Raw genomic sequence first — 18,913 nt, forward strand, 5'->3', positions numbered from 1 at the left:
GTTTGTTGTCAAACCCGTAAGGATACGACACTCGCCCCCCGCGTGGCGCAGCGCTTGGTCGCGCTTAATGCGCCGCGCGTTCCGCCCGGTCGGTCACGAACAGCGTCAGCACGGCCGCCAGCACCATGCAGACGCCGCCCAGCACGAGGGTGCGCACGGCGTGGCCGTCGAACAGGTGCTTCGTGAAGAAGCCGAGCAGCAGGCCGCTGACGATCTGCGGGATCACGACGAAAAAGTTGAACAGGCCCATGTAATAACCCATGCGGTTCGGCGGCAGCGCGCCGGCCAGGATCGCATAGGGCATCGTCAGGATGCTGGCCCAGGCAATGCCCACGCCGATCATCGGCATCATCAGCATCGACTGGGTGCGGATGAAGAACAGGCTCGCCAGCGACAGGCCGCCGATCGCCAGGCACACCGCATGGCAGGCCTTGCGGCTGGTGGCGCGCGCCAGCACCGGCAGGATGAACGCCGCGAGCGCCGAGACGCCGCTGTACACCGCGAACATCACGCCGACGAGATTACCGGCTTCCTGGTAGGCGGCCGATTGCGCATCCGTGGTGCCGAAGACGTTGTCGGCGATCGCGGTGCCGGTGTAGATCCACAGCGAGAACAACGCGATCCAGGTGAAGAACTGGACGAACGCGAGCTGCACCATCGTCTTGGGCATGTGCGCGAAGCCGCCGAGGATCTCGCGCAGCGCCACGCCGAAGTTGCGCGCTTCCTTGCGCTGGGCCTGGAAGCGGTCGAGATCGGGCGGCGGCAGTTCGTCGGCCGTGAACACGGTCCAGCTGACGGCGGCCAGGAACACGGCGCCGCCGATGTAGAACGAGTAGCGCACGGTATCGGGAATCGCCCCGTTCACCGGCACGTTGGACACGCCGAGGTAATCCGAGAACAGCTTCGGCAGCAGCGACGCGATGACGGCGCCGCAGCCGATGAAGAACGTCTGCATCGCATACCCGGCCGTCTGCTGCGAAACATCGAGCTTGTCGCCGACGAAGGCGCGGAACGGCTCCATGGACACGTTGATGGCCGCATCCATCATCCACAGCACGGCAACGGCCATCCACACGGCGGCCGAATTCGGCATCAGGAACAGTGCGATGGCGGCCAGGACGGCGCCCATGAAGAAGAACGGACGGCGACGGCCCCAGGTCGGGTGCCAGGTGTTGTCGCTGAGGTAGCCGATCACGGGCTGCACCAGGAGACCGGTGACGGGCGCCGCGAGCCAGAACAGCGCGAGATCGTCGGGCGATGCGCCGAGCGTGGCGAAGATCCGGCTGGTGTTGGCGTTTTGAAGCGCAAAGCCGAACTGGATGCCGAAGAAGCCGAAGCTCATATTCCACAGCTGCCAGAACGACAGCCGCGGCTTGAGCGAGTGAGTTTGCATTTCCATCTGTGTCCCCTAATGCGCCCGGACTCCTGCCAGGCTGCCACATGTAGCAAAGTAACATGGGGTTTTCTGGGTGTCAATCCAGACAACCCCTATAATTCCCAGGGACGGCAAAGAAAATGTAGTCAAACAACAAACCGGGGTCAGAGCCCGTTTTTGGGCAATTGCCAAAAAACGGGCTCTGACCCCGGTGTTTATTTGCGGAGCTTCTTGTCCGCGAACTTGCGCTTCGCCGGCTTCTTCTCGGGCGGCTCCTGGCCGTCGCGGGTGATGCCCAGCTGCTGCCCCGCCACCCACACCTTCTTCAGGTGGTCGACCAGGTCCTGCGGCAGGTCGGCCGGCATGTCGAGCGTACTGAAGTCGTCGTAGATCTCAATGCGGCCGATGTCGCGCGCGGCGATGCCGCCCTCGTTGGCGATCGCGCCCACGATATTGCCCGGCTTGACGCCGTGTTGATGGCCCACCTCGATACGGTACGTGGCCATGCCCGGCTCCGGCGCGCGCTCCACGCGCTCCTTTTTAAAGCCTTCGCGGCCGGCACGGGCCGGGCGTTCGTCGCCGAAGCCGTCACGGGCCGGGCGTGCAGGACGCTCCTCACGTTCGCGGAATTCCGGCTTCGGTTCGCGGTCCGGCTTTTCCAGCAGCAGCGGCTCGTCGCCGCGGTACAGCTTGGCCAGCGCGGCCGCGATGTCGATCGCGGGTACGTTCTGCTCGCGCTCGAAGTCCTCGATGAGGGAGCGGAACACGTCCAGGCCGCCCGCGGCCAGCGTCTCGCCGATCTGCTCCTTGAAGCGGGTGATGCGCACCTCGTTGACGGCCTTGATGGTCGGCAGCGTGAGCTGCGCCACCGGCTGGCGCGTGGCGCGTTCGATGGCTTTCAGCAGGCCCCGTTCGCGCGGTGTGATGAACAGGATCGCCTCGCCGCTGCGGCCCGCACGGCCCGTGCGGCCGATGCGGTGCGTGTAGCTTTCCGGGTCGGACGGCACGTCGTAGTTGATCACGTGGCTGATGCGCTCCACGTCCAGGCCGCGCGCGGCCACGTCGGTGGCGACGAGGATGTCGATCTTGCCGTTCTTGAGCTGCTCGATCGTGCGCTCGCGCTGTTGCTGGGCCATGTCGCCGTTGATGGCGGCGGCCGCGAAGCCGCGCGCCTGCAGCTTGGCCGCGAGTTCCTCGGTGCCGAGCTTCGTGCGCGCGAAGACGATCATGCCGTCGAACGGTTCCGCTTCCAAGATGCGCGTGAGCGCATCGAGCTTCTGCAGGCCCGCGACGAGCCAGTAGCGCTGCGTGATGTTGGTGGCCGTCGTGGTCTTGGCGGCGACGGTCACCTCGCTCGGCTCGTTCAGGTACGTCTTGGCGATGCGCTTGATCTGCGGCGGCATCGTGGCCGAGAACAGCGCGGTCTGGCGCCCTTCCGGGGTCTCCTGCAGGATGCGCTCGACGTCGTCGATGAAGCCCATGCGCAGCATCTCGTCGGCTTCGTCCAGCACGAGGGTCTTCAGCTGCGAGATGTCGAGCGACCCCTTGTCGAGGTGGTCGATCACGCGGCCCGGCGTCCCGACGACGACCTGCACGCCGCGGCGCAGCGCCGACAGCTGTGGGCCGTAGCTCTGGCCGCCGTAGATCGGCAGCACGTGGAAGTTCTTCAGGTGCGCGGCATAGCTCTGGAAGGCTTCGGCCACCTGGATCGCCAGCTCGCGCGTGGGCGCGAGCACGAGGGCCTGCACGGCCGGGTTCTTGACATCGATGCGGGACAGGACCGGCAGCGCGAAGGCGGCCGTCTTGCCGGTGCCCGTCTGCGCCTGCCCCAGTACGTCGCGGCCTTCCATCAGGAGGGGGATGGTGGCCGCCTGGATCGGCGACGGCGTCTCGTAGCCGACCTCCTTCAGTGCCTTGAGGATGGGAGCGGGGATATCGAGGTCGGCGAACGTCTGGAGCGGGGTGTCATGCATGGATGGGAATCTCGTAAAAATCGTAAGCAAACCGACAGTTTACTCGCTCAAGCCTTCCCCCGCTGCCAGAATTTCATCAGATTGACGCCCAGCCGCGACATCCATGCGTCGCGGTTACATCTTTGGCGCCTTGCAATACCCCGCAATGAACTCCGCATGACTCGGCATGAAGTCCACACACTGGCGGATGACGTCGGCCACACTCTCCATGTAGTCCTCGATGCCCTCTTCCGTCTGCACGTCCACCAGCGGATGGTAAGCCTGCGGATGGATGTTCTGCCCGACCAGCACCTGCAGCCAGCCGACCTCGGTGAACAACTCGTTGTTGTAGCGCTGGATCCGGCCGTGGCTGCGGTACAGGTCGAGCTTCTCGCGCAGCGTGTCCGGAATCGCCATGTGCGCGCACGCCTGCCAGAACGCGCTGTCATCACGCTGGTTGGCGTGGTAGTGCAGGATGATGAAGTCGCGGATGCGCTCGTAGTGGAAGCGCGACATGCGGTTGTACGCATCGATGTCGACCTGGGAAAAACCGCGATCCGGGAAAAAGTCCAGCAACTGCTGCACGGCCGCCTGCACCATGTGGATGCTGGTCGATTCCAGCGGCTCTAGGAAACCGCTCGCCAGGCCGATCGCGACCACGTTCTTGTCCCAGCTCTTCTTGCGCATGCCGGTCGTGAAGCGGATCGGGCGCGGATCGGCGAGCGGCTTGCCGTCCAGGTTGGCCAGCAGCACGGCGGCCGCTTCGTCGTCGCTGATGTGGCGGCTGCAATACACGTGGCCGTTGCCGGTGCGGTTCTGTAACGGGATGCGCCATTGCCAGCCGGCGCGGTGCGCGGTGGAGCGCGTGTACGGCGTCGGCACGGGCACCGGTTCGCACGGCACGGCGAGCGCGCGGTCGCACGGCAACCAGTGGCTCCAGTCCTCGAAGCCGGCGCCGAGCGTCTGCTCGATCAGCAGGCCACGGAAACCGGAGCAGTCGATGAACAGGTCGCCCTCGACGCGCGCGCCACTCTCCAGCACCACCGCGTCGACGAACCCGTCATGCGGGCGCTGGCTGACGCGCACGATCTTGCCCTCGATCCGCTCGACACCGCGGCTTTCCGACAGCTTGCGCAGGTGACGCGCGTACAGGCTGGCGTCGAAGTGGTACGCATAGGCGATGTCGGCGAGCGGCGAATTGCCGACGTCGGTACGCGGCGGCATGAACTTGTTGGCGCGCGAGGCGGCGCGGGTGATCGAGTAGTCGCCCAGGTCGCGCGCGCGGCCCAGCGCATGCATCTTGTGCCAGTACTGGTCGAAGCCGACGGTCCACAGGTCCTGGCCCACGCGGCCGAAGCCGTGCATGTAGCGCTCGCCCAGGCGGCCCCAGTTGACGAACTCGATGCCCAGCTTGAAGGTGCCGTTGGTCGCTTTCATGAATTCGGCTTCGTCGATGCCGGCCACCGTGTTGAAGCGCTGGATCATCGGAATCGTCGCTTCGCCGACGCCCACGATCCCGATCTCGTCGGACTCCACGAGGCGGATGCGGTAACGGCCGCGCAGCGCGGTGGCGAGGGCGGTGGCGGTCATCCAGCCGGCGGTGCCGCCGCCGACGATGACGATGGTGTTCAGGAGAGGTGCTTGCATGCTCGGTCTCGTGCGTTCGGAATGAAAAAACACCCCTGCTGACCAGGGTCGGCAGGGGTGCTTAGAGTTTTAGGGCACCTCGAAGAACCGTCGCGAGCGGCCGCAATACAGTTCGAGAAGCGCAGCTGTACGGGTAGTACAGCGAGCATCGCAGGACTGCAGTGCAACGGCAGCAGGTTATTCAACGTGCCCGACTGTCGACGTCGACAGGATAACTTAGAACTTGTAGCTTGCGCCCAGGCTGTAAGTACGGCCGAAGCGGATGTGCTCGACCACGTTGTCCGGGTTGGCCGCGAAGCGGTCGAACGCCGAGTTGGTCCAGTTGTTCACCGCACCCGTGATCGACAGGCCCTTCAGCACCGACTTGTCGCCGAATTCGTACGTGACCTGGCCGTCCACCGTCGTGTTGCCCTTGATGTACGTGAGCTGCGGGTTGTCCTGGAAGTCGCTGATCTCGCCCAGGAAGTCGCTGCGGCGCTTGGCGGCGATCGAGGCGCGGAATCCGGCGTTTTCGTAATACAGGCGCATGTTGGTCACCTGGCGCGACAGGCCCGGCAGCGGGATGGTGCTGACGCCGCCGGTGTCGATCACGGACAGGCCCGTGGTGAGCAGGTTCACCGAGCTCAGGGTGCTCGAATGGTTGACTTCGATACCGAAACCGGTCAGGTACTTGGTCACCATCGCGAACGGCAGCGACGCCGTCAGCTCGATACCCTTGATGTTGCCGCCCGTGCCATTGGTCGGCGTGGTCAGCACACCGACGGTCGAGCCGGCATACTGGCCGCCGGCCGGCAGCGCGGTCTTGGCGCTCAGCAGGCCGAGCTGGGCGAAGTCGACGATCTTGGACGTGCTCAGGACGTAGGTGTCGAGCTTCTTGTAGAAGCCGGCGACGGCCACATAGCCCTTGGCACCGTTGACCTCGAAGTATTTTTCGTACGACAGGTCGAGCGCCTTGGCGCGGAACGGCTCGAGGTTCGGGTTGCCCGCGCCGCCCGTCAGGCGGGCGCCGCCCGGATACGAGGTGTTCAGCGTCACGCCGCCGCCCGGACGCAGGTCGCTCATCTTGGTGCGCGAAATGGTCTTGCCCAGGCCGAGACGCAGCATCTGGTTGTACGGCAGCTCGAAGCCCAGGTTCAGGCTCGGCAGGAAATCGTTGTACGAGTGATGGCCCTGGATCGTGTAGGACGGGCAAGCCTGACCGGCGACGCCGGCGCAGTTCGCCGTGTCGACGACGTAGCCGACCGAGCTCTGGTTCGTGTGGACGTATTGCGCCCCCACATTGCCGCGGTAGGACAGGCCGAACAGCTCGCCTTCCAGGTTACCCATCAGGTAGCCGGTCGAGACCTTTTCCGAGATATCCCAGTTCTTGTCCGTCTGGATCGGCTGGTCGACCTTCGGCAGCAGCTGGTAGATCGAACCGAGCGTGCCCAGCGGGTTGAATTGCGCGACCGGCATGCCCAGCGGCGTGACCAGGGTTTCCGTGCCCGGCACCGGGGCCGATGCGTACGGACCGCCGGCGATGATCAGGTTGCCTTCGTTCTGGTCGCGGCGCTTGGTGCGGTTGGTGCGGTTCACGCCGAATTCGATCGCGGTGACCGGACCCAGTTCGACATCGCGCTTGGCGGAGAGGCGGCCGGCCTTGATCTCGTCGGTCGTGACGCCGATGGCGACATAGCCCGCCTGCGGATTGCCGCTCAGGCCGCCACCCCAGCCGTCGACGTCGGTCAGGACGATCTTGCTGCGGTCGGAATAGTTCAGGCCGGTCTTGTAGGTCGGGCTCAGGTTGCTCTTGCCGTCGAAGCCGGTCCACGAGATCGTGTCCGAGCCGCCGTTACCCGGCAGGCCGGCGGTGGTCTCGTAGCGGTTCGCGTCGTGCTTGACCTTCGAGCCGGACACGTCGCCGGTGACGGTCCAGCCTTCGTTGCGCAGGCGGCTGTTGATGCCCCAGGCGTTCAGCGTGTCGACGACGGCTTCGTTGTGGTTGCGCACGTCGGCCTTGAAGCCCGAGCAGGTGCCCGACACGGCGACGCCGTTGACGATGTTGGCGTTGGAGAGCACGCCGGACGGGTCGTACGAGCCCGTGCTGCCGCAGATCGCGCCTTCGATACCGGTCTTGCGGGTGCTGTCGGTGTTCTTGGAGTGGAACAGGTCGACGGTCGTCAGGAAGTCCTTGTTCGGACGGAACTGCACGATGGCCATCGCGCCCTTGTTGGTCTGCGGATCGCGCTGCAGGTCGGTCTTGAAGCCGCCCGGCACGATCACGTTCTGGCCGTTGTACAGCGGTGCGCCGACGTCCGCCAGTTTCGGCGTCCAGCCGCCCCAGCCGTCGGATTGCGGCTGTTCCGCGCCCGTGTCGTTGAATTTCACGAGACCCAGGGCCACGCCGATCGTGCGGTTGGCGAACTGGTCGATGTAGGTCAGCGTGCTGCGGTAGCCGGTGCCGGTCCCGAGACCGTCGTTGTGCTCGCCGAAGCGCATGGCCTTGTAGCCGACGGCGACGGTGCGCTTGGCGAAGTCCAGCGGCATCACGGTGCGCTGGTCGATCGTCGAGGCGATGCCCTGGCCCATCAGGCTGGCGTCCGGCGATTTATAGATGGTGATGGTGCCCAGCATCTCGGCCGGGTACAGGTCGAACTTGACGCCGCGGCTGTCGCCGGCGGACGCCTGCTCGCGGCCGTTCAGCAGCGTGCCGTTGAAGTCCGGCGACAGGCCGCGCACGGAGATCGCGGATGCGCGGCCCGACGACTTGTCGCGCTGCGCCGTCACGCCCGGCAGGCGCGAGATGGTCTCGGCGACGGTCGCATCCGGCAGCTTGCCGATGTCTTCCGCCGAAATCGCTTCGACGATGGAATTCGAATTCTTCTTGATGGAGATGGCCGCTTCGATGCCGCGGCGGATACCGGTCACGGTCACCTGGCTGATCGGATTGCCGTTGGCATCCGTCGTTTGCGCGGCTTGCGATACGGTGGCGTCCTGGGCGTACACATTGGTGCCGAGCGCCGACAGAAACACGGCGCAGCCGGCGGCAACCGGGCTCAGCTTGAACACAAGTGCGCCATTGATGTTACGCGCGTGCTTGCCATTAAAAATCTTCATTTGTCCCCTCAAATCATCAGATCTCATTGTTTTTCCCGACGGCAGCGCGAGCCCGCACCCGGGAGCCAGAAAACAAACGTTTATAGTGCGTACGTTCTGCCAAGGATTCTGTATTAAAACTAGATGCACTGTCAACGCAACTTGCTTTGTCTTACAGGAATGTAGGAGTTTTACGCCAAATTGGCGAAAAAACGACTTTTCGCGTTGTATTCGAGCTACAAAATACGTATGCGAACGATGTAGTCGGGCTACAAATTGATTCCTATGCACCAATTCGACCTATGTTTGCACCGTTTTGACGCAAACTCACGTAGTAGTTTTACGGAACGTTGGAATCTGCCAACATTTAGTCTTGCAATCCCGCAATAAATCGGTGTAGCAAAACTAGAGGAGATGGGTGCGCAGCGCGTTGCCGCACTCAAGTCTCTGTAGTATTCTCGAAGCAATAATGTAATAAGCACATTACTCGCGAGCAATTATTCGAGCAAGCCGATGTAGTTGTGCTACGCCGCCCGCCCTGGAGACCACCAATGTCCGCCCTCCCCCGCACGCATACCCTTCTCGCCGGCCTGTTGCTCGGCAGCGCCCTGCTCAGCGGCAACCCGGCCGCCGTGGCCGCCACCATCGATCACATGGAGCCGCCGTTCTGGTGGACGGGCATGCACGACCGGCGCCTGCAACTGATGGTGCATGGCGCCGCCATCGCCGACCTGGAACCGGCCGTCGCGTATCCCGGCGTGCGCATCGCATCGGTCACGCGCGTGGCCAACCGCAACTACGTGTTCATCGACCTGGACATCGCGCCGGACACGCAGCCGGGCGGCTTCGCCATCGACTTCAAGGCGCCCGCCGGCGGCACGGCGCAGCCCGTGAGCTATCCCTATCGCCTGCTGGCCCGCGCGCCCGGGTCGGGCGAGCGCCAGGGCTTCACTACGAGCGACGCGATCTATCAACTCATGCCGGACCGCTTCGCCAACGGCGATACGAAAAACGACAGCGTGCCCGGCCTGCCCGACAAGCTCGATCGCGCGCTGGGCCACGGCCGCCACGGCGGCGACATCCAGGGCATCATCGACCACCTCGACTACATCGCCGGCATGGGCTTCACCCAGTTGTGGCCCACGCCGCTCGTCGAGAACGACATGCCGGCCGCGTCGTACCACGGCTACGCGGCCACGGATCACTACAAGATCGATCCGCGCTACGGCAGCAACGACGACTATGTGCGCCTGTCGCGCGAGGCGAAGAAGCATGGCGTGGGCCTGATCCAGGACGTGGTCTTGTCGCACATCGGCTTGAACCACTGGTGGATGAAGGACTTGCCGACGCCGGACTGGATCAACCACGACGGGAAATTCGTGCCGACGATGCACCACCGTACGGCCGTGCAGGACCCGTACGCGTCGAAGGAGGACGCGAATAACTTCACGACAGGCTGGTTCAGCCCCGGCATGCCGGACCTGAACCAGACCAATCCGTTCGTTGCCAACTACCTCATCCAGAACAACATCTGGTGGACCGAGTATGCGGGCCTGTCCGGCCTGCGCATCGACACGTTCGGCTATTCGGACGGCGCCTTCCTCGCGCAATTCACGCACCGCCTGCTGGCCGAGTACCCGCACCTGACCATGGTGGGCGAGGAATGGAGCAAGTTACCGCCCGTCGTCGCGCACTGGCAGCGCGCCCCGACCTCGATGCCCAGCATGATGGACTTCCCGCTGACGGAAGCGATGCGCACGGCGCTGGCCGACAAGAACAACGGCAACACCTTCAACGACGTGTACGAGATGCTGTCGCTGGACACGCTCTACCCCGATCCGTCGAAGCTGGTGCTGTTCGAAGGGAACCACGACATGGCGCGCCTGTTCAGCGTCGTCGGCGAAGACGTCGCGCGCTGGAAGATGGACCTCGCCTTCGTGATGACGATGCCGCGCATCCCGCATTTCTACACGGGCGACGAACTCCTCATGACGAGCACCACCGACCGGCGCGACGACAGCAGCTACCGCCGCGACTTCCCCGGCGGCTGGGCCGGCGACAAGGTCAATGCGTTCACCGGCGCGGGCCTCACGCCGCGCCAGCGCGAGGCGCAGGACTTCGTGAAGAAGCTCGTCAACTGGCGCCGCGGCGCGGACGTCGTCCACCACGGGAAGCTGATGCAGTACGGGCCGGAGAACAATACGTGGGTCTACTTCCGTTACGACGGCCGCCACAAGATCATGGTCGCGTTCAATGCGAACGAGAAGGAGGCCGTGCTGCCCGCCGCGCGCTTCCATGAGATGCTCTCCGGCGTCGTGGCCGGGACCGATGTGCTGACGGGCCGCCGCCTTGACCTGAGCAAGGAAATCCGGTTGCCGGCGACGTCCGTCGTCATCCTCGATATTTAATGTTGGTGACATGAATAAACTTACGATCCTCGCAGCCGCCCTGTTCGCGCAATCCATGACCGCCATCGCAGCGGAGTCTCCGCCGCTGCGCTACGACATCTACGTGCGCGGCGCCTTCAACGGCTGGGGCACGGACAACGTCCTCGCCTACCAGGGCAAGGGCGTCTACCAGGCCGACATCCTCGTCAGCCCCGGCAACCACGCCTTTAAGATCGGTAGTAAAGACTGGGCCGCGGAATGGGTCGCGGATCCCGCGGCCAGCGTCACCGTCAAACCCGGCGACGCCTATCCGCTCGCGACCGGGGCGGGGCCGGAAGACTATCTGTTCACGAAGCGCACGGCCACGTTCCGCTTCCGCGTCGACGTGTCCGATCCCAAGCGTCCCGTGCTGACCGTGTCGCCAATCGAGACGCCGTCCGCCGCGCAGGCCGCGGACCCGCACGCGGGCGCGGGCGCGACGGCCGCGCTGACCTTCCCGACCTGGGACGGCAAGGAAGAAACGGCGCGCTTTTCCGTGCGCGACCCTATGGCGCTGCTGCGCAGCTATGCGCACTCGACGACGATGCAGTTGCGCGATCCCGGCCCGCAATCGACGACCTATGAAGAAGATGCGTCACTGCCCGTGGTCCGCAGCGGCAACCTCGCGTTCGACGCCCTGTTCGCGCTGGCCGGCCACGAGATGAAGCTGGATTCGGTCAAGGAGATCCGCGACGGGAACTACAACGGCGGCGCCGCGATCCCGTGCGACTGCTTCGAGACCGGAGAGAAGTGGCATTACGTGTGGACGCGCGACCTGTCGTACGCGGCGGACCTGGGCCTCGCCATGCTCGATCCTCAGCGCGTGCGCAACTCGCTGATGTTCAAACTGTCCGGCTGGCGCGCCGGGGTGACGAAAGCGCCGCACGTCGCGGGCAGCGCGGACGGCTTGCAGATCGTGCAGGACACGGGCAGCGGCGGCAGCTGGCCCGTCAGCACGGACCGCATCACGTGGACCTTCGCGGCCGAGCAAGTCTTGAACACACTGCCGGCGAACGAGCGCGCCGCATTCGCGGCCAAGGCGCTGCAGGCATTGTCGAACACGATCGAGAACGACCGCATCGCCGCGTTCGACCGCGCGGCGGGCCTGTACACGGGCGAGGAATCGTTCCTCGACTGGCGCGACCAGACGTACGCGAAGTGGATCCCGGACGACCTGGCATCGATGGCCAGCTCGAAGGCGCTGTCGACCAACGTCGGCCACTACAAGGCATTGACGGTGGCCGCGATGCTGGCGCGCGAACAGGGCGACAAGCAGCGCGCCGCGCGCTACGACGGCTGGGCGCGCGACCTGAAACACGCCATCAATGCACGCCTGTGGCTGCAGGATGCCGGCATGTACAGCAGCCTCACGGCCGCGCATTTCGACGGCGCGCCGATGCACAAGTTCGACTGGCTGGGCCAGTCGCTCGCGATCGTCACGGGCGTCGCCGACGGCGCCCGCGCACAATCGATCCTCGCCAGCTATCCGCACGGGACTATGGGCGCGCCCGTCATCTGGCCGCAGCAGCAGGACATGCCGGTCTACCACAACCGCGCGATGTGGCCGTTCGTCACGGCGTACGGCCTGCGCGCGGCTATTCTGGGACGCAACGTCGCCGTGGCCGATGCGGCCTACGACTCCCTGATGCGGGGCGCGGCGCTGAACCTGTCGAACATGGAAAACCTGGAATGGTTGTCCGGCCAGCCGCTGCTGCTGGACGAGGCGCATCCGAACCTGATCGGCCCCGTCATCAATTCCAAGCGCCAGCTGTGGTCCGTCGGCGCCTATCTCGGCATGGTGATCCGCGATGTGTTCGGCGTCTCCGCGACGCGCGACGGCATCGAGGTGCAGCCGTTCGTCACGGCCAGGCTGCGCGGCGGCGTGTTCGCGGCCGGCGACACCGTCGCGCTGTACAACCTGCGCCTGCAGGGCCGCGCCGTCGACGTCAAGCTGCACCTGCCGCCCGTGCCGGCCGGCGGCAGCAACGGCTATTACGCGGTCGAACGCATCCTCGTCGACGGCAAGCCGGCAGGCAGCAAGATTCCCTGGAGCGCGCTCGGCGAGCATAGCGACGTCGACGTCCGGCTGGGCAAGCTGGTGGCGGGCGACATGGCCATCCATCGCGTGAACGCCGATCCGTACGACGAGGCGCCGAGCGTATTCGGCCCGCGCGAGCCGCGCATCGAGACGCTCTCCCGCGCCGGCAGGGCCACGACCTTGACGATCGCGCCGGCCGACCGGCAGTCCGGCATCACCTACAACGTCTACCGCGACGGCAAGCTGGTCGCGTCAAGACTCCAAGCCGGCGCGTGGACGGACAGCACGGGCGGCGCCGCGTCGTGCTACGCCGTCGAAGCGCAATACACGGCATCGGGCAACCGCAGCCATCACAGCGTGCCACGCTGCGTGGACGCGGGCGTGGCGATCGCCGCGACGGACCCGCGCGTGCAGGCGGGCGTCGCGCTCGCGCCGGCCAATGCGCGTTTCGCCGAGCCGCATCTCGCCGACTGGGGCCAGCCGGCGGACCGCTTCACGGTGCGCGACGTGCGCGTGCCGGCGGCGGGCGATTACGCCGTACAGATCCGCTACCACAACGGCGCCAACCAGGTGAACCTGGGCATCAGTGGTGGCGTAAAATGGCTGGCGCTCAAGGATGAGTCGGGACGTATCGTCGCGCAAGGCGTCGTGCAACTGCCGCACGCGCGCATCGACAAGGCGAACACGCCGACCGTGTATTCGACCCCGCTGGCGGCGCGCCTGAAGGCGAACATGCCGTACCGGATCGAGATGAGCGATTTCTACAATATGAGCTATTTGGACAGCAACGCCACGTTCAGCGCGGCGGGCGGCGTCGACGGGCCGTCGAACCGCTTCGACATCTACGGCGTGCGGCTGCTGGCCACCCACGGAACGACACAATGAAACGAATCGCAATCGCCGCGGCAAGCCTGCTGCTGATGCAGGCGCAAGCCGGCGCCACCACCGTGCGCGTGCACTACGCCGCGGGCAAGGAAAGCATCCAGATCCGGGCCGACAAAGGCGCCGCCGGCTGGGCGCAGGGCGTGCCCGCCACGCCGGAGGGTGGCCCGCTGAACGTCTGGACCTTCACATGGCCGGACGCGCTGGGCGACATCCAGATGAAGCCCACGCTGGGCGCGGACAAGGTGTCGATCGGCGGCGTCTACAAGGTGCCCGCGGGCGCGACGCTCGACATCTATCCGTTCTTCGGTCCGCCGTTCGGCAAGGTGACGATCGTGAAGGACGTCGCGTCGCCGCAGCTGAACAACAAGCGCGCGCTGCGCATCTATCTGCCGCCCAGCTACGGTGAGAACGCGGCCAAGCGCTACCCCGTGCTGTACATGCACGACGGCCAGAACCTGTTCGATGCGAAGACGGCGTCGTACGGCGTCGAATGGGGAATCGACGAGACGGTCAACCGCCTCGTCGCGACGGGCGTCATGGACGAGGTGATCGTCGTCGGCATCGACAACACGCCGGACCGCATCCCCGAATACACGCCCTGCTGCGATCCGAAATACGGCGGCGGCAAACTGAATGCCTACGACGCGTTCATCGTGGAGACGGTGAAGCCCTACGTCGACCGCACATACCGCACGCTGCCCGGCAAAGACACGACGGCGATCATGGGTTCGTCGCTGGGCGGCCTGGCCTCCGTGCTGATCGCGCAGCGCCATCCGGACATCTTTTCGAAGGCGGCCGGCGTCTCCAGTTCGTTCTGGTGGAACGGCGGCGCGACGATCGCGAAACTGCCGGAGCGCGTGCCCGTGAAGTACTACATCGACGCCGGCACCCGCGACGACGGCCTGGACGATACGACCAAAATGCGCGACGCCATGCTGGCCAAGGGCTGGCGCGATGGCGAAGACCTGATGTTCTACAAGGCCGAGGGCGGGCGCCACAACGAGGCGTCGTGGGCTGCCCGCGTGGACAAGCCGCTCACGTGGTTCTTCCCGTGGGGCTCGACCAGGCAGTAGGGTGGGCGTCCCTGTACCCCCGCGCGACGTGCGCGGTTTATCCGCGCCAACCTGGTTGGACTCTTAAAACGTTTCCCAAGCCTCGGCGCGGGCCGGCGCCGCCAGCGTCTTGCGCACGGACGCGCGCGGCGCGGGCGGCGCATCGTCCGCCAGGCGGAACACGCCGACCGCCTCGGCCAGCGCCAGTGCCTGCTGCTGCAGGGCGTCCGCGGCGGCGGCCGCTTCTTCCACCAGCGCGGAATTCCGCTGCACGACCCCGTCCATCTGTCCCATCGCATCGTTGACCTGGGTGATGCCTTCGCTCTGGTGCGTGGCGGTGGCCGTGATCTCGGCGATGATGCCGGCCACGCGCTGCACGCTGTCCACTACATCCTGCATCGTGCCGCCGGCCTCGCCCACGAGGCGCGTGCCGGTCTGCACCTTCTCGACCGTGTCGCCGATGAGGGCCTTGATCTCCTTGGCCGCGCCGGCCGAGCGCTGGGCCAGACTGCGCACTTCGGACGCCACGACGGCGAAACCGCGTCCCTGCTCGCCGGCCCGCGCCGCTTCCACGGCAGCGTTGAGGGCAAGGATATTGGTCTGGAACGCGATGCCGTCGATGACGCCGATGATGTCGACGATCTTGTGCGAGGCCGCGTCGATCTCGCCCATCGTGCTGACCACCTGTGCCACGGCCGCGCCGCCGCGGGTGGCGACGCCCGACGCGTCGTCGGCCATGCGCTTGGCGCGGTCGGCGCTGTCGCGGCTGCTGCGCACCATCGACGTGAGCTGGTCCATCGACGCCGCGGTCTCCTCGACCGTGCTGGCCTGTTCCTCGGTGCGCGCGGCCAGATCCTGGTTCCCGAGGGCGATCTCGCTCGTGGCCGCCGAGATCGTGTCGGTACCGCTGCGCACACGCGCCACGATGCCGGCCAGGCTGTCCTGCATGTGCTTCAGCGCCTCCAGCAGCATGCCGATTTCGTCCTTGCGGTCGACGACGATGGGATGCGTGAGGTCACCCGCCGCGACGTTGCTTGCGATGGCCACGGCATCGTGCAACGGCCGCGTGATGCTGCGCGCCAGCCAGACCGTCACGCCGACGGCCACCAGCAGGACGGCCGCGAACGTGGCGACCGCCACGCGGCGCTCGGCCTGTTCGGCGGCTTCCTTTTCCTTGCGCATCGTGGCGATGGTCGTCTTCGCGTAATCCTGGATGCCGTCGACGATATCGTCGATCTGCTTCGTCGGCGCGCGGTCCATGCCCTTGACCTGGCGGTCGAGCAGTTTATAGCTCTCCGGATTGGCGCCGTCGTAGGTCTTCAGCGCGGCGTGATAGCGCTCGTCCAAGTCGCGCAGCGCCGCCTGGGCCTGGGCCACCTTATCCGTCGGCACGCCCTGCGCCGTCAGGGTCGCCGTGAGTTTATCGAACTCGGCCAGCGTCTTCGCCGCGCTCTTTTCGAAACCGTCCTGGTATTTCTTGAAATCGGCCGGATCGCTGCCACGGATCAGGATGTTCTTCCACTCCTGCACCTGGATCTTGAACTCGACCTGGGCGCTGCGCGCCGTGTCCGCCGCAAGGGCGAGCGACTCGACCTTGGCCAAGGCGGCGGACGCGCGCTCGTTGACGGCCGTCTGCGAACGCCAGCCATTCAGGCTGACGACAAGGATGGCGAGCAAGAAAAAACCGCCCAGCAAGCCCAAGCGTATCGAAATTCTCAAATTTACAAGTTTCATGGTGGTCGCAACTATCCCGGAGTGATAGTCGAATCATGACCAAAAGAAACCCGAAAACCAATCATCTTGTTACATTTCGTGAATATTCGTATCCACACAGCAACGTTATATGGTTTGTTCGATATCGAGACTGTACAAATTACTACCGGCGTCGTCCGGCACGAGGTGCACGAAGCGTTCGAAGCGCATGCCCATCTTGCGCAGCAGACCGTTCGACGCGGCATTGTTGGGCGAGGTGATGGCCAGGACGCGCTTGAGGCCCAGCCTCCTCGCGTGGTCCAGCACGGCCATGCCGGCTTCGTAGGCGTAGCCGCGGCCGCAGTAGGGCGCCAGGTAGGCATAGCCGATGTCGACGCCGTCCAGCGTCTCGCGCTTGATCAGGCCGCACATGCCGATCAACGTGCCGCTCCCCTTCAGCTCGACGACATAGAGCGAGTGGCCACGCGTTTCCTGCATCGCGATCGGGCCGTCGAGCAGGGCTTGCAGCGCCTCCTCGCGCGTGCGGATGCCGCGGTCGCCGATATGTTCGAGGAAGCCGGGATCGTTGACGAGCGCCAGGTAGAAATCGGCGTCGTCCGGGTGCGCGGTGCGCAGGCGCAGGCGCGGGGTCGCGAGAACTTGCCGCGACATCAGTCTTCCTCCGGCAGCGGCCAGCGCGCCGGGTCTTCCAGGAGCTTGTACATCACGTAGGCATCCACATAACCGAGGCGGCGGTGGCGGTAAGCCTTCGGCAATGTGCCGACGATGGAAAAGCCGAGCCGCTTCCACAAGTGGATCGCGGGATTGTTGGTGCTGACGACGAAGTTGAACTGCATGGCGAGGTAGCCCTGGCGCCGCGCCTCGCCGATGCTGTGCTCGCCGAGCAGGTTGCCGACGCCCACGCCCTGCGCGTTCGGACTCACCATATAGGACGCGTTCGCCACGTGCGCGCCGCGTCCCACGTGGTTCGGCTGCAGCTTGTACATTCCGAGAACGCGCTCCCCGCCACGCACGGCGACATACGTCGACGACTCGGGCGCGAACCAGTAGTCGTACGTTTCTTCGCGGCTCGTGCCGGCGTCCTGGGCATAGGTCTCGCCCTCGGTCGCGTGCGCCTGGAAAATGGTCCACATCGCATTGAAATCAGTTTCAGTAGCGGGACGAATCTGGATGTCTTTCACTGCGTGGCCTGCTGGATGTATCGAAAGCGCAAGATTCTACCTAAGGATTCGTCTGCACGGCTGCGAATCCGGTAACTGTGCGTAGAAAATTTCCGTTGAATAAAGGTAGGAAAGACTTTATGCCGTGGGTTACTGCCCGGCCCGTCTAGAAGTTCCCAAGCGGAAATCCACCGTGGCCGGCCGGTCCGGCAGATGCAGGGTGGCACGCGCGGGCGGCGCCTCGCTGACGACCTGGCCGGCACGCAACACGAGCCGGCGCGCCGCGCGCAGGCGGATCGCCTCGACCGGGTCGGCCGCGTCGAGCCAGACGAGGTCGGCGCGGCAGCCCGGCGCGATGCCATAGCCCTGCAGACCAAGGATGCGGGCGGGCGTCTCGGTGATTGCCTGGAAACACTGGCGCATCGCGGCCTGCCCCGTCATCTGCGCGACGTGCAGCCCCATGTGCGCCACTTCCAGCATGTCGCCGGAACCGAGGCCATACCATGGATCCATCACGCAATCGTGGCCGAACGCCACCGGCACGCCGGCCGCGAGCAGTTCCGGCACGCGCGTCATGCCGCGCCGCTTGGGATACGTGTCGTGGCGGCCCTGCAAGGTGATATTAATGAGGGGATTGGCGATCGCGGCCACGCCCGCTTCCGCGATCAACGGCAACAACTTGCTCACATAATAATTGTCCATCGAATGCATCGACGTCAGATGCGATCCGGCCACGCGGCCCTGCAAGCCGAAGCGCAAGGTCTCGGCGGCAAGGGTTTCGATGTGGCGCGACAATGGATCGTCGCTTTCGTCGCAATGCATGTCGACCATCAGGCCCTGCTCCGCCGCGAACTCGCACAGCAGGCGCACGGACTCGGCGCCGTCGGCCATCGTGCGCTCGAAATGCGGGATGCCGCCGACGACGTCCACGCCCATGCGGATCGCGCGCTTGAGGTTGGCGAGGGCCGTCGGACTGCGCAGCAGGCCGTCCTGCGGGAACGCGACGAGCTGCAGGTCGATGTAGGGCGCGACGCGGCCCTTGACGTCGAGCAGCGCTTCCACGGCCAGCAGGCGGTCGTCGCAGACGTCGACGTGGGTGCGGATGGCCAGCAGTCCGCGCGCGACGGCCCAGTCGCAATAGCGCAGCGCCCGGTCGACGAGCGCGTCCTGCGCCAATTGTGGCTTCAGTTCGCCCCACAGCGCGATGCCTTCGAGCAAGGTACCGGATTCGTTGACGCGCGGCAGGCCGTAGCTGAGCGTGGCATCCATGTGGAAATGGGCGTCGACGAAAGGCGGCGTCACGAGGTCCCCGCCCACGTCGATCTCGCGCGTGCCGCGCTGCGGCAAAGCAGGCTCGACAGCGGCAATGCGGGCACCGTCGATGGCGATGTCGACCCGGCGGCCGTCCGGCAGCGTGGCGTTGCGAAGGACGAGATCCATGCTGATGTCTCCTGATGGGTTGGAATCACATCAGATTACCACGATGTCTATTTTGTCAATGATCTATGTCAAAGGCTAATGCTGCATTGCAAGATTTCCTTATAAAAACAACATAAAATTCCCTTTTCATCCCGCATAAACACCTTTACA

At 65.3% G+C, this 18,913-nt stretch carries 11 protein-coding genes; 3 read left to right on the forward strand and 8 right to left on the reverse strand.

Translation table 11 applies throughout. From position 1 onward, the window contains the following. Window positions 1-64 precede the first annotated feature (64 nt). The 4 genes from BVG12_RS14980 to BVG12_RS14995 form a co-directional block, all read right to left on the reverse strand. Window positions 65-1,399, reverse strand: a complete 1,335-nt coding sequence (locus BVG12_RS14980) for an MFS transporter (protein WP_075793092.1) — start codon at window positions 1,397-1,399, stop codon at window positions 65-67. A 191-nt stretch (window positions 1,400-1,590) separates the two neighbouring features. Continuing rightward, the gene (locus BVG12_RS14985) at window positions 1,591-3,348 is read right to left on the reverse strand and encodes a DEAD/DEAH box helicase (protein WP_075793093.1); all 1,758 of its coding nucleotides are present in this window, start codon (window positions 3,346-3,348) and stop codon (window positions 1,591-1,593) included. Window positions 3,349-3,462: 114 nt separating this feature from the next. Beyond that, window positions 3,463-4,974, reverse strand: a complete 1,512-nt coding sequence (locus BVG12_RS14990; RefSeq protein ID WP_075793094.1) for a tryptophan halogenase family protein — start codon at window positions 4,972-4,974, stop codon at window positions 3,463-3,465. 216 nt (window positions 4,975-5,190) lie between these two features. Continuing rightward, window positions 5,191-8,070, reverse strand: a complete 2,880-nt coding sequence (locus BVG12_RS14995) for a TonB-dependent receptor (protein ID WP_075793095.1) — start codon at window positions 8,068-8,070, stop codon at window positions 5,191-5,193. A 530-nt stretch (window positions 8,071-8,600) separates the two neighbouring features. Here BVG12_RS14995 and BVG12_RS15000 point away from each other — a divergent pair. Genes BVG12_RS15000 through BVG12_RS15010 form a run of 3 tightly spaced genes read left to right on the forward strand, consistent with a single transcriptional unit; the run spans window position 8,601 to window position 14,471 of the window. Then, complete coding sequence (locus BVG12_RS15000) at window positions 8,601-10,457, forward strand: glycoside hydrolase family 13 protein (protein ID WP_075793096.1); 1,857 nt, start codon at window positions 8,601-8,603, stop codon at window positions 10,455-10,457. 10 nt (window positions 10,458-10,467) lie between these two features. Next, window positions 10,468-13,398: an alpha-L-rhamnosidase-related protein gene (locus tag BVG12_RS15005; protein WP_075793097.1), complete on the forward strand. Its 2,931-nt coding sequence runs from the start codon at window positions 10,468-10,470 to the stop codon at window positions 13,396-13,398. Further along, window positions 13,395-14,471, forward strand: coding sequence for an alpha/beta hydrolase (locus tag BVG12_RS15010; RefSeq protein WP_075793098.1), 1,077 nt, complete (start codon window positions 13,395-13,397; stop codon window positions 14,469-14,471). Before BVG12_RS15005 ends, BVG12_RS15010 begins: the two co-directional genes overlap by 4 nt. 63 nt (window positions 14,472-14,534) lie before the next feature. Here BVG12_RS15010 and BVG12_RS15015 read toward each other — a convergent pair whose 3' ends face one another. The 4 genes from BVG12_RS15015 to BVG12_RS15030 all read right to left on the reverse strand — a co-directional run bounded on the left by BVG12_RS15015 (window position 14,535) and on the right by BVG12_RS15030 (window position 18,763). After that, on the reverse strand, window positions 14,535-16,127 hold the full coding sequence (locus BVG12_RS15015) for a methyl-accepting chemotaxis protein (RefSeq protein WP_307189115.1): 1,593 nt from the start codon (window positions 16,125-16,127) through the stop codon (window positions 14,535-14,537). Window positions 16,128-16,289: 162 nt separating this feature from the next. After that, window positions 16,290-16,814 carry a GNAT family N-acetyltransferase gene (locus BVG12_RS15020; protein ID WP_075793100.1) on the reverse strand — a complete coding sequence of 175 codons (525 nt, stop codon included), beginning with the start codon at window positions 16,812-16,814 and terminating at the stop codon, window positions 16,290-16,292. Continuing rightward, entirely contained in the window at window positions 16,814-17,296 is a 483-nt protein-coding gene (locus BVG12_RS15025; protein WP_179966269.1) for a GNAT family N-acetyltransferase, read from the reverse strand. Before BVG12_RS15025 ends, BVG12_RS15020 begins: the two co-directional genes overlap by 1 nt. 177 nt (window positions 17,297-17,473) lie before the next feature. Then, entirely contained in the window at window positions 17,474-18,763 is a 1,290-nt protein-coding gene (locus tag BVG12_RS15030; RefSeq protein ID WP_075793102.1) for an amidohydrolase family protein, read from the reverse strand. Window positions 18,764-18,913: the final 150 nt, after the last annotated feature.

Source organism: Massilia putida (assembly GCF_001941825.1).
GTDB lineage: Bacteria > Pseudomonadota > Gammaproteobacteria > Burkholderiales > Burkholderiaceae_D > Telluria > Telluria putida.

Excerpts from the sequence above, each read along its gene's own strand:
- BVG12_RS15025 (WP_179966269.1), bottom strand. The coding sequence starts at position 17,296 with ATGTGGACCATTTTCCAGGCGCACGCGACCGAGGGCGAGACCTATGCC.
- BVG12_RS15005 (WP_075793097.1), top strand. The coding sequence starts at position 10,468 with ATGAATAAACTTACGATCCTCGCAGCCGCCCTGTTCGCGCAATCCATG.
- BVG12_RS15030 (WP_075793102.1), bottom strand. The coding sequence starts at position 18,763 with ATGGATCTCGTCCTTCGCAACGCCACGCTGCCGGACGGCCGCCGGGTC.
- BVG12_RS14980 (WP_075793092.1), bottom strand. The coding sequence starts at position 1,399 with ATGGAAATGCAAACTCACTCGCTCAAGCCGCGGCTGTCGTTCTGGCAG.
- BVG12_RS14995 (WP_075793095.1), bottom strand. The coding sequence starts at position 8,070 with ATGAAGATTTTTAATGGCAAGCACGCGCGTAACATCAATGGCGCACTT.
- BVG12_RS14990 (WP_075793094.1), bottom strand. The coding sequence starts at position 4,974 with ATGCAAGCACCTCTCCTGAACACCATCGTCATCGTCGGCGGCGGCACC.
- BVG12_RS15000 (WP_075793096.1), top strand. The coding sequence starts at position 8,601 with ATGTCCGCCCTCCCCCGCACGCATACCCTTCTCGCCGGCCTGTTGCTC.
- BVG12_RS15010 (WP_075793098.1), top strand. The coding sequence starts at position 13,395 with ATGAAACGAATCGCAATCGCCGCGGCAAGCCTGCTGCTGATGCAGGCG.
- BVG12_RS15020 (WP_075793100.1), bottom strand. The coding sequence starts at position 16,814 with ATGTCGCGGCAAGTTCTCGCGACCCCGCGCCTGCGCCTGCGCACCGCG.
- BVG12_RS14985 (WP_075793093.1), bottom strand. The coding sequence starts at position 3,348 with ATGCATGACACCCCGCTCCAGACGTTCGCCGACCTCGATATCCCCGCT.